Annotated in this window: 5 protein-coding genes; 2 read left to right on the forward strand and 3 right to left on the reverse strand. The window is 63.6% G+C overall.

Going from position 1 to position 8,800, the window contains the following annotated elements; translation table 11 throughout:
* Positions 1-237: 237 nt before the first annotated feature.
* A complete protein-coding gene (gene aspS / locus ACP5E6_RS12080; protein ID WP_427954488.1) occupies positions 238-2,028 on the reverse strand; it encodes an aspartate--tRNA ligase in 1,791 nt (596 codons plus the stop codon).
* 83 nt (positions 2,029-2,111) lie between these two features.
* Here aspS and rnd point away from each other — a divergent pair, with 83 nt between their 5' ends.
* A complete protein-coding gene (gene rnd / locus ACP5E6_RS12085; protein ID WP_427954496.1) occupies positions 2,112-3,293 on the forward strand; it encodes a ribonuclease D in 1,182 nt (393 codons plus the stop codon).
* 184 nt (positions 3,294-3,477) lie between these two features.
* On the opposite strand, the gene ACP5E6_RS12090 is transcribed toward rnd, so the two are convergent.
* A complete protein-coding gene (locus tag ACP5E6_RS12090; protein WP_427954489.1) occupies positions 3,478-4,788 on the reverse strand; it encodes an NAD(P)/FAD-dependent oxidoreductase in 1,311 nt (436 codons plus the stop codon).
* Between the two features lie 688 nt (positions 4,789-5,476).
* On the opposite strand from ACP5E6_RS12090, the gene ACP5E6_RS12095 reads away from it, so the two are divergent.
* Positions 5,477-6,064, forward strand: a complete 588-nt coding sequence (locus tag ACP5E6_RS12095) for an HdeD family acid-resistance protein (RefSeq protein ID WP_427954490.1) — start codon at positions 5,477-5,479, stop codon at positions 6,062-6,064.
* Between the two features lie 117 nt (positions 6,065-6,181).
* Here the strand turns inward: ACP5E6_RS12095 and ACP5E6_RS12100 are convergent, their stop codons facing one another.
* Complete coding sequence (locus tag ACP5E6_RS12100; RefSeq protein WP_427954491.1) at positions 6,182-8,677, reverse strand: glycosyltransferase; 2,496 nt, start codon at positions 8,675-8,677, stop codon at positions 6,182-6,184.
* Positions 8,678-8,800: the final 123 nt, after the last annotated feature.

Raw genomic sequence — 8,800 nt, forward strand, 5'->3', positions numbered from 1 at the left:
CCGCGTCAACCTCATCGCATATCGCTCTAGAGCACTTTCCGATCCCATTGGATCGGATCTAGTGCTCTAGGATATTGATAAATAGAGCATTTTTATCCGATCAGATGACTCCATCTGATCGGATAATGCTCTAACATCCCCGTGGTGCCGGCATGGTGCCGGCACCCGTTCTGTCGCCTGACCCTGGACTTATCGGTCCAGGGTCTTTTTTTTGACGGGTGCGGTAAAATCCGGGGGTCAGCCCGCCGGGCGTTTGGCCGGGGGCAGGGCGATGGCGAGGGATAATTCGCGCAGCCGCGCGGCATCCACCGGGGCGGGCGCGCCCATCATCAGATCCTGGCCCTGCTGGTTGAGCGGGAAGGTGATCACTTCGCGCAGATTGGGTTCATCGGCGAGCAGCATCACCATGCGATCGATGCCGGGGGCGGCGCCGCCGTGCGGCGGGGCGCCGTAGCGGAAGGCGTTGAGCATGCCGCCGAACTGGGCCTCGACCACCTCGGGTCCGTAGCCGGCGATTTCGAAGGCGCGGAGCATGATGTCGGGTTTATGGTTGCGGATGGCACCCGAGCAGAGTTCGACGCCGTTGACCACGATGTCGTATTGGAACGCCTTGATGCTCAGCGGGTCGCGGGTGTTGAGGGCGTCGAGCCCGCCCTGGGGCATCGAGAACGGGTTATGGCTGAAAGCGATCTGCTTGGTCTCCTCGTCCATTTCGAACATCGGAAAATCGACGATCCAGCAGAATTCGAAGGCGTCGTTGCGGATCAGCCCGAGGTCGGTGCCGAGTTTGGTCCGTACCGCGCCCGCGAATTTGGCGGCGGTATCGCGCGGGCCGGCGGCGAAGAAGACGGCATCGCCGGGGCTGGCACCGCAGGCGGCGCGGATGGTTTCGCTCCGCGCGGGTTCGAGGTTTTTCGCGATCGGGCCTTTCGCGCCATCGGCCTCGAACACGATGTAGCCCAGCCCGCCGGCGCCTTCACTCCGCGCCCAGTCGTTCAATTTATCGAAAAAGCTGCGCGGGTTGGCCCCGGCGCCGGGGGCGGGGATGGCGCGCACCACGCCGCCGCCCGCGACGATTTTGGCGAACAGCCCGAAGCCTGAGTCACGGAAGGCTTCCGTCACGTCGTTGATTTTCAGGGGATTGCGCAGATCCGGCTTGTCCGAGCCATAGGTCAGCAGCGCCGCGTCATAGGCGATGCGGGGGAATGGCCAATCGCTGACGGTTTTGCCGCCGCTGAATGTCTTGAACAGCCCGCCGAGCACGGGTTCGATGGTGGCGAAGACCTCTTCCTGATCGACGAAGCTCATTTCGAAATCGAGCTGGTAGAATTCACCGGGGGCGCGATCGGCGCGGCTGGCTTCATCGCGGAAACACGGCGCGATCTGGAAGTAGCGGTCGAACCCCGCGACCATCAGCAATTGTTTGAACTGCTGCGGCGCCTGCGGCAGGGCGTAGAACTGGCCGGGATGCAGGCGCGCGGGCACCAGGAAGTCGCGCGCGCCTTCCGGCGATGACGCGGTGAGGATGGGGGTGGTGAATTCGGTGAAGCCACGCGCGGTCATTTCGCGCCGCAGCCATGCAATCACGTTCGCCCGCAGCATGATGTTGCGATGGAGTTTTTCGCGCCGCAGATCGAGGAAACGGTAGCGCAGGCGTAGATCCTCGGGGAATTGCGCATCGCCCGCCACCTGGATCGGCAGCACATCGGCCGCTGACTGGACCACGAAATCCTCGACCCGAAGCTCGATCGCGCCGGTTGGCAGGCGGGGGTTGATCGTGGCGGCATCGCGCGCCACCACCGTGCCGGTCACGGTGATCACGCTTTCGACCCGGGTGGCTTCGGCCAGGGCGAACACCGCCGATCCGTTCGGGATCACGCATTGGGTGATGCCGAAATGGTCGCGCAGGTCGATGAACAGCAACCCGCCATGGTCGCGCTTGACGTTCACCCAGCCGGAAAGCCGTGCGATGGAGCCGGCATCGGCCGCGCGGAGGGCGCCGCAAGTGTGGGTGCGATATTCGTGCATCGGGGACCAGTCCTGAATGAAATCAGGGGCAAATGGACGGCCCGGGTCTTTCCTGTCAAGACAGGGCGTGGCACTGCCCTATGATGAAGCCGCATGCACATTTCGCCAACCCCGTCCTGATCACCACCACCGAGGCCCTCGCCGCCCTGTGCGCGCGGCTCGCGACCGAACCTTATGTGACGGTCGATACCGAATTCATGCGCGAACGCACCTATTACCCTGAGCTTTGCGTCGTCCAGCTCGGCGGTGCGGCCGATGTCGCGGTGATCGACGCGCAGGCCGCGGGCCTCGACCTCGCGCCGCTCGGCGCGCTGTTCGCCAACCCCGCGGTGGTCAAGGTGTTTCATGCCTGCCGCCAGGATATCGAGATTTTCCTGCTGAAATTCGGCAGCGTCCCCACCCCGATTTTTGACACCCAGGTTGCCGCCATGGTCGCCGGGTTCGGCGATCAGGTCGGGTATGACACGCTGGTCGCATCGCTTGCGGGCGGGCATATCGACAAGGCGCACCGGTTTTCGGACTGGCAGGCCCGCCCGCTCTCCGCCGCCCAGATCACCTATGCCGCCGCCGATGTCACGTGGTTGCGGCTGGTCTATGAGGCGTTGCGCGACCGGCTCGCCCGCGAAGGCCGGATCGACTGGGTTGCCGAGGAGGCCGCCATTTTGAACGAACCCGGCACCTACCGGACCGATCCCGCGGAGGCCTGGCGGCGGCTGAAACTGCGGGGTGCCAACCGCCGTCAGCTGGCGATCGTTCAGGCGATTGCCGCGTGGCGCGAGCGCGAGGCCATGCGGATCAACATTCCCCGCCAGCGCGTGATCAAGGATGAACAGATCCCCGAACTCGCCGCCCTGGCGCCGGGCGACGCCGAGGGCCTGACCCGGGTGCGCGGCATCACCCGTGGCTTCGCGGAAGGGAAATCGGGGGTGTCGCTGCTCGGCGTCATCGCGAGCGCCAAGGCCTTGCCGGAACGGGAGCTGCCTCTGCTGCCGCGCGCCGGCGATGCGGTCAAACCATCGCCCGCGCTGATCGCCCTGCTGAAGGTGCTGCTCGCCGAACGGGCCAACGCTCATCATGTTGCGGCTCGTCTGATCGCCTCGGCCGATGATATCGATGCGCTGGCCGGTGACGATGCGCCCGATCTGCCGTGCCTGCGCGGCTGGCGCGCCGATGTGTTCGGCACCGATGCGCTCCGGCTCAAGGCCGGCAAGATCGCGCTGGCGGCGCGGGGGCGGCGGGTTGAGGTGGTGGAATTGGCTGGTTAGAAGGAAGGACTTCTTTTTTTGTAAAAAAAGAAGCTAAAAAACTTCTTTTAATCTGGTCCGTACTGTTGAAGCCAGTATGGACTAATTTAACGAAAGTTTTTTGCTTCTTTTTTACAAAAAAGAAGCCTTACCTTCCCTTTTGTTTGCTAATCAACCGCCCACCAGCATCACCCCGCCGTTGCGTCTAAACCTTGATATGCTCAACTGCGAATTGTGCCACCAGCATGCCGATCGGCGGAATCCGGCCTGAGCCGGCGATGAACATGTCGCGGTAGCGCATTTTGAGCTGGTACGGCACCCGCCCGATCTCCAGCACTTCGTCCTCGCCGCCGAACCACACGTTCGAGCGGATATAAAACGCCTTGCCCGCCCCCATGTCGCCGATGCACATCACCACCGGCTGCAGCGGCTTGTCGGCGGCGTCTCTGGTCATATGCCCGAGGTCGGCGGCGATCTGCATCGCGACGATTTCGGCTTCCTGATGCCCGATCGCGCCCAGTTTCGGCACGGTGACCGCGGCGCAATCGCCGGCGGCGAACACGGTCCGATAGGTCGGGTTGCGCATCAACAGATCAGTGACGATGAAACCCTGATCATCGGCGATCGGCAGGGATCGCAGGCAATCATGCGCCACCCAATCCGGCAGCAGGATCTTCAATTCCGCTTCGATGCTCTCGCCATTGGCGAACTCGATCGTGGTCGCGGTCAGTTTCACGACGTCCTGAACATTGTTCTTGTAGTGCATGCCCATCCCACCGGCGAGGCTGAGGAATTTGGTGACGATGTTCATGCCGGCATCTTCGGCGATGGTCTCGCCCGGCGTGAACAGGGTGATGCGATCCGGCCCGCCCCGCTTGTGTTCGCCCATCCACGTCGCCATCGACATCGCGATTTCAAGCGGTGGCCCTTCGCAGGCGGCAAGCGCGTTCGGGATCGACCCGCCCGGATAGGGTTGCAGCCCGGCGGCGCCATTGCCCTGATGAAACCGTGCCGACCCGATCGCGACCGTGCCGCCCTTGTAGCCGCCATCGTGCAGATGCTTGCGGAGCCGCTCACCGTGATACAGATCACTGACGGTATGACCATGCTCGGCGAACCCTTCGATCCGGTCGAACGACAGCCGGCTGCCCAACGCGATCACCAGATAATCGTAGGACAGCGTGTTGCCTTCCTCACCCGGTCGATCGTTCGGCACGAAACCGACGGTCTTGCCATCGACATCGATCGTGGTGATCTCCGCCTCGATGAAATCAATACGGCCCTTTTCCAGAATCGGCCGCAGCTGCACGATCTGGTGATCGGCCGGGTTGCGGTTCTCGAACACGTCGGCCGAGATATTCGGCACGAACAACAGATAATCCCGCCGATCGATCAGGGTAATCCGCACGCCATCGCCGCACAGCCGCCGCACTTCCTGCGCGGACGCAAGACCGGCGAAATTACCGCCGAGCACCAATACATGCGGCTGGTGCGGTGTGTTCATGCTGTCCGGCATCACAAAACTCCTATTGGCGCCCCGCCCGGGGCGAGGAGCGAAACGATTGATCGAAATTCTGATCGCTCAATTGGTTCACGCCCGTGCCCAGATCAATTCAACACGCGATACCGTGATGTAATTCAATGTAAATGAGTGTTGGACGATCAAATACGTCAAAACATTGTTTCGGACAGTTTGCGTAACGAGGCTCTGTTACAATATACAGAGGCGGTGAGATAAATACTTGTTTTTGTGAAAAAGAAATCTTCCTTCACCTTCACCCCTCACGAGCCGCACACCAGTATCGCCCCGCCCCAATCACCTACGCCGCCGCTGATGTTACCTGGCTGCGGCTGGTCTGATTGCCTCGGCTGATGATATCGATACCCTGGCCGGTGACGATGCGCCCGATCTGCCGTGCCTGCGCGGGGGCGGCGGGTTGAGGTGGTCGAGCTCGCCTAGAGCGTTATGCTTTCAGCTTAACGCTCTAGCTCTATATTTTTTCGAGCGATTTCATGCGATTATGTTGCCGCTGCCGCGTCAACTTAATCGCATATCGCTCTAGGGCGCGGTTCGGAAAACATCGGAGGTTGCACGACGCGCCGATCGGGGCCTATCGCTGACGCGGGACATTGTAATCGGCTGTTTCGATGCCGATGTCTGCGCCATACGCCACGATACGGCTCATCAACACGGAGGGCATTCGATGTCCCAATTGCAGCAATCTCCCGACGACATGATCGGCAATCTGATCGCCAAATCGATGCACCAGCATTGGAAGATGTTTCTGGCCGAGGGTATCGTGCTGACGCTGCTCGGGTTTGCCGCCGTCGCGGTGCCGGTGATCGCGGGGCTGACCGCGACTCTGTTCCTCGGCTGGCTGTTCATGATCGCCGGCATCATGGGTCTGGTCGCCACCCTGGGGTCGCGCAGCGCGCCGGGCTGGAAATGGGCGCTGCTCTCGGCGGTGGCCGCCATCGTTGCCGGGTCACTGCTGCTGTGGGACCCGCTGCGCAGCCTGGTCACGCTGACCTATGTGCTGATCGGGTTTTTCATCATCGACGGCATTTTCATGATTTTCTTCGCGCTCGACCATCGCCGCCAGATGACCGGAAAATGGGAATGGATGTTGATCAACGGCGTGATCGATCTGATCCTCGCGGCGATCATTATTTCCGGTTTTCCGGGGACGCTGGTGTGGGCGCTCGGCCTTCTGGTCGGCATCGACATGGTGTTCGGCGGCGGCACGCTGATCGCCATCGCGATGGCGGCCCGCAAGGAAGCGTTGCGTTAGAGCGATATGCGATTAGGTTGACGCAGCAACAGCAACATAATCGCATGAAATCGCTCGAAAAAACATAGAGCTTGAGCGGGATCGCGCCGGTCTGTTGCGACGATCGGCGTCCAGGCTTTAAGCCAGGGCGGCTTGCATGTGTTCGAGCATGGCTTCGGTGCTGAAAAACTGCTCGAGCATGGCTAATCCGGCGGTGGCGAGCGTGTGGTTCCAGGCCTCGTCGGTCAGGATGCGGGTGAGTTTGGCGCGGAACTCGTCATCGGATCGGGCGATCAGCCAGAGCAGATCGCCCGAAAGCGGCAGGCCCTCGGCCGCGATCTCGCTCATGATGCAGGGCAGGCCATGGGCGAAGCTTTCCAGCACCTTGCCCTTGATGCCGGCGCCGTAGCGCAGCGGGGCGATGGTGGCGCGGAGCGGATGCAGCGCATCGGCCAGATCGGGGACATGGCCGCGCACGTCGATCGCGGCGCTGTGCAGGCGCGCGACCGTCTCGGGCAGGTTGCTGCCGATGATCACCAGACGCTGGTTCGGCAGGGGCGGCAGATGCGGCAGGATGGCGCTGGTAAAATGCTGCATCGCATCGACATTGGGTGGATGGCGGAAACCGCCGATGAAGCCGTAGCCGGCGCGGTCGGCGAAGGGGATCGTGGTCGGCCGGATCGTGACCGCCCAGGGCACCAGGGCGATCCGGGTGGCGGGCAGCGCCTCGCGCAGCAGGGCCGCCTCGGCGGTGGAATAGACGATGACGCAATCGACCAGGCGCATCGCGGCCAGTTCCCGCTCGCGTTTGAGCGCGGCGCTGGCGTGCAGGGCGGGATCGTGCAGGAGGGCGGCCTCGCGTTCCTCGCGCAGGAATTGCAGGTCGCAGATGTTGAACACCAGGCGGCAATGGGGAAACCGGTCGCGCACCAGGGCGGCGTATTTCGCGGCGTTGGAAAACCGGTGCAGATAGACCAGATCGGGCGCGATCGTGCTCTGGCGCAGCACGTCCTCGACCGAGGCGGCGAACGGGCTGTACAGGCATTCGACGCCGATGCTTTCGAGCGCGCGGGTTGCGGGGTCGGATCGCGCCATATCCCATGACGGGATGAACGTGACCTTGTAGCCGCGGTGTTGCAATGCCAGGATGTGTTGCAGCGCGGCGCTCGATCCGGCGTCTTCCATCGGGGTCAGGATGACGTCGTCGATGAACAGGGCGCGCAGGCGCACGCCGCGCTCGGCCTCGAGTTCGGGGTGTTCGCCGGTCATGCGATGGCTGGCGAGGATGGTTTTCCAGCGGTTGAAGAACACCCGGTTGTTGATTGCCTGATAGCGCTTGATGCCGGTGCCGGCGGGGTCGGTGCCGTGGCTGGCGCCTTCCAGATGGGTGATGGTCGAGGCCGGCTGGACCACGACGCGCAAGCCGAGCGCGCGGATTTTGAAGCAGAGATCGGTGTCCTCGTAATAGGCGGGGCGATAGATCGGATCGAAGCCGCCGAGGCGGGAAAACAGGGCGCGCGGCAGCATCAGCGCGGCGCCGGAGACGTAATCGGCATCGCGCAGGTAGTTGAACCGCGGTGCGGCGGCGTCCTGGCCGCGGCCCCAGTTCCAGGCATCACCCAGGCGCCAGACGATGCCGCCGGCCTCCTGCAACCGTCCGTCGGCGAACAGAAGCCGCGAGCCGGCAACGCCCACGCCCGGCGTGTTGGCGAAGGTTTCGACCAGGGCATCGAGCCAGCGATCATGGACCAGCGTATCGTTGTTGAGGAAGAACAGGTACTCGCCGCGCGCGGCGGCGGCGCCGGTGTTGGCGGCGGCGATGAACCCCTCGTTCGCGGTGAGGCGGATGATGCGGATCGCACCGGTGAAGATGAGGCTGGCGACCATGGTTTCATCACGCGAGGCATCATCGACGATGATGATTTCGATCGGGCAGGTTGGTCGGGCGCGGGCGATCGAGGCGATGCAGTCGTAGGTGAGGTTGAAATGGTCGTGTACCGGAATGATCACCGAGACCAGCGGGGTGGCGGCAGGTTCGATGGTGATCGGGCGGTAGGTGGCGAGCAGGTCGGCGACCAGACGCGCGGTATCGCCGGTCAGGGTGGCGCGCGCGACGAGGGCGCGGCCCTCGGCACCGGGGTCGAGACGGTGGCGCGCGTTGATGAGATCGCTCAGGCGGGTGAGCAGCAGCGCGAGCGCGTGGTCGATCGTTGCCGGCGCGGTCGCGTGGGTGGCGAGCGAGGACAGCACGCCGTCGATAAAGGCGGTGGCGGGTGCGTCGAGCCCGGCATCGGGGCGGATGACCCATTGCGGCGAGCCGGGTAGTTCGGCCCGTGTCACGGCATCGCGGATGTGCAGGAGGTGGCGCGACCTGGGCAGCAACACGCCGATATTATCGATGACGAAGCCGTAATTGCCGTTGCCGACCCCGGCCTGAAGCAGGTCGGGGCGGGGTAGATTGGCCTCGATGGTCAGGAGATGGTCTTCGCCGTCGAACACATCGAGCGTGACCGTCTGGTCGGGCTGTTCGGGATTCCAGGCCCAGCCGACCACGCGATCCGCGCCGATCCGGTCGACGAAGCCGCGGTCGCGCAATGCGGGGACCGGGGGGACCGGATCGGTGGTTTCGAGCATCAGGCCGGTATCCCGGCGGGGCGGGCGAGAGGATGGGACATCGGCGCATTGTGTCGTGACCGGCGGGGGTGGCGCAAGGGGGATTAACGCATCTTGCGCCGCCGCGGGCGCAAGGGGGATTAA

The organism is Acidiphilium sp. (genome assembly GCF_049977125.1).
In the GTDB taxonomy this organism is placed as follows: Bacteria; Pseudomonadota; Alphaproteobacteria; order Acetobacterales; family Acetobacteraceae; genus Acidiphilium.

Excerpts from the sequence above, each read along its gene's own strand:
- aspS (WP_427954488.1), bottom strand. The coding sequence starts at position 2,028 with ATGCACGAATATCGCACCCACACTTGCGGCGCCCTCCGCGCGGCCGAT.
- rnd (WP_427954496.1), top strand. The coding sequence starts at position 2,112 with ATGAAGCCGCATGCACATTTCGCCAACCCCGTCCTGATCACCACCACC.
- ACP5E6_RS12090 (WP_427954489.1), bottom strand. The coding sequence starts at position 4,788 with ATGCCGGACAGCATGAACACACCGCACCAGCCGCATGTATTGGTGCTC.
- ACP5E6_RS12095 (WP_427954490.1), top strand. The coding sequence starts at position 5,477 with ATGTCCCAATTGCAGCAATCTCCCGACGACATGATCGGCAATCTGATC.
- ACP5E6_RS12100 (WP_427954491.1), bottom strand. The coding sequence starts at position 8,677 with ATGCTCGAAACCACCGATCCGGTCCCCCCGGTCCCCGCATTGCGCGAC.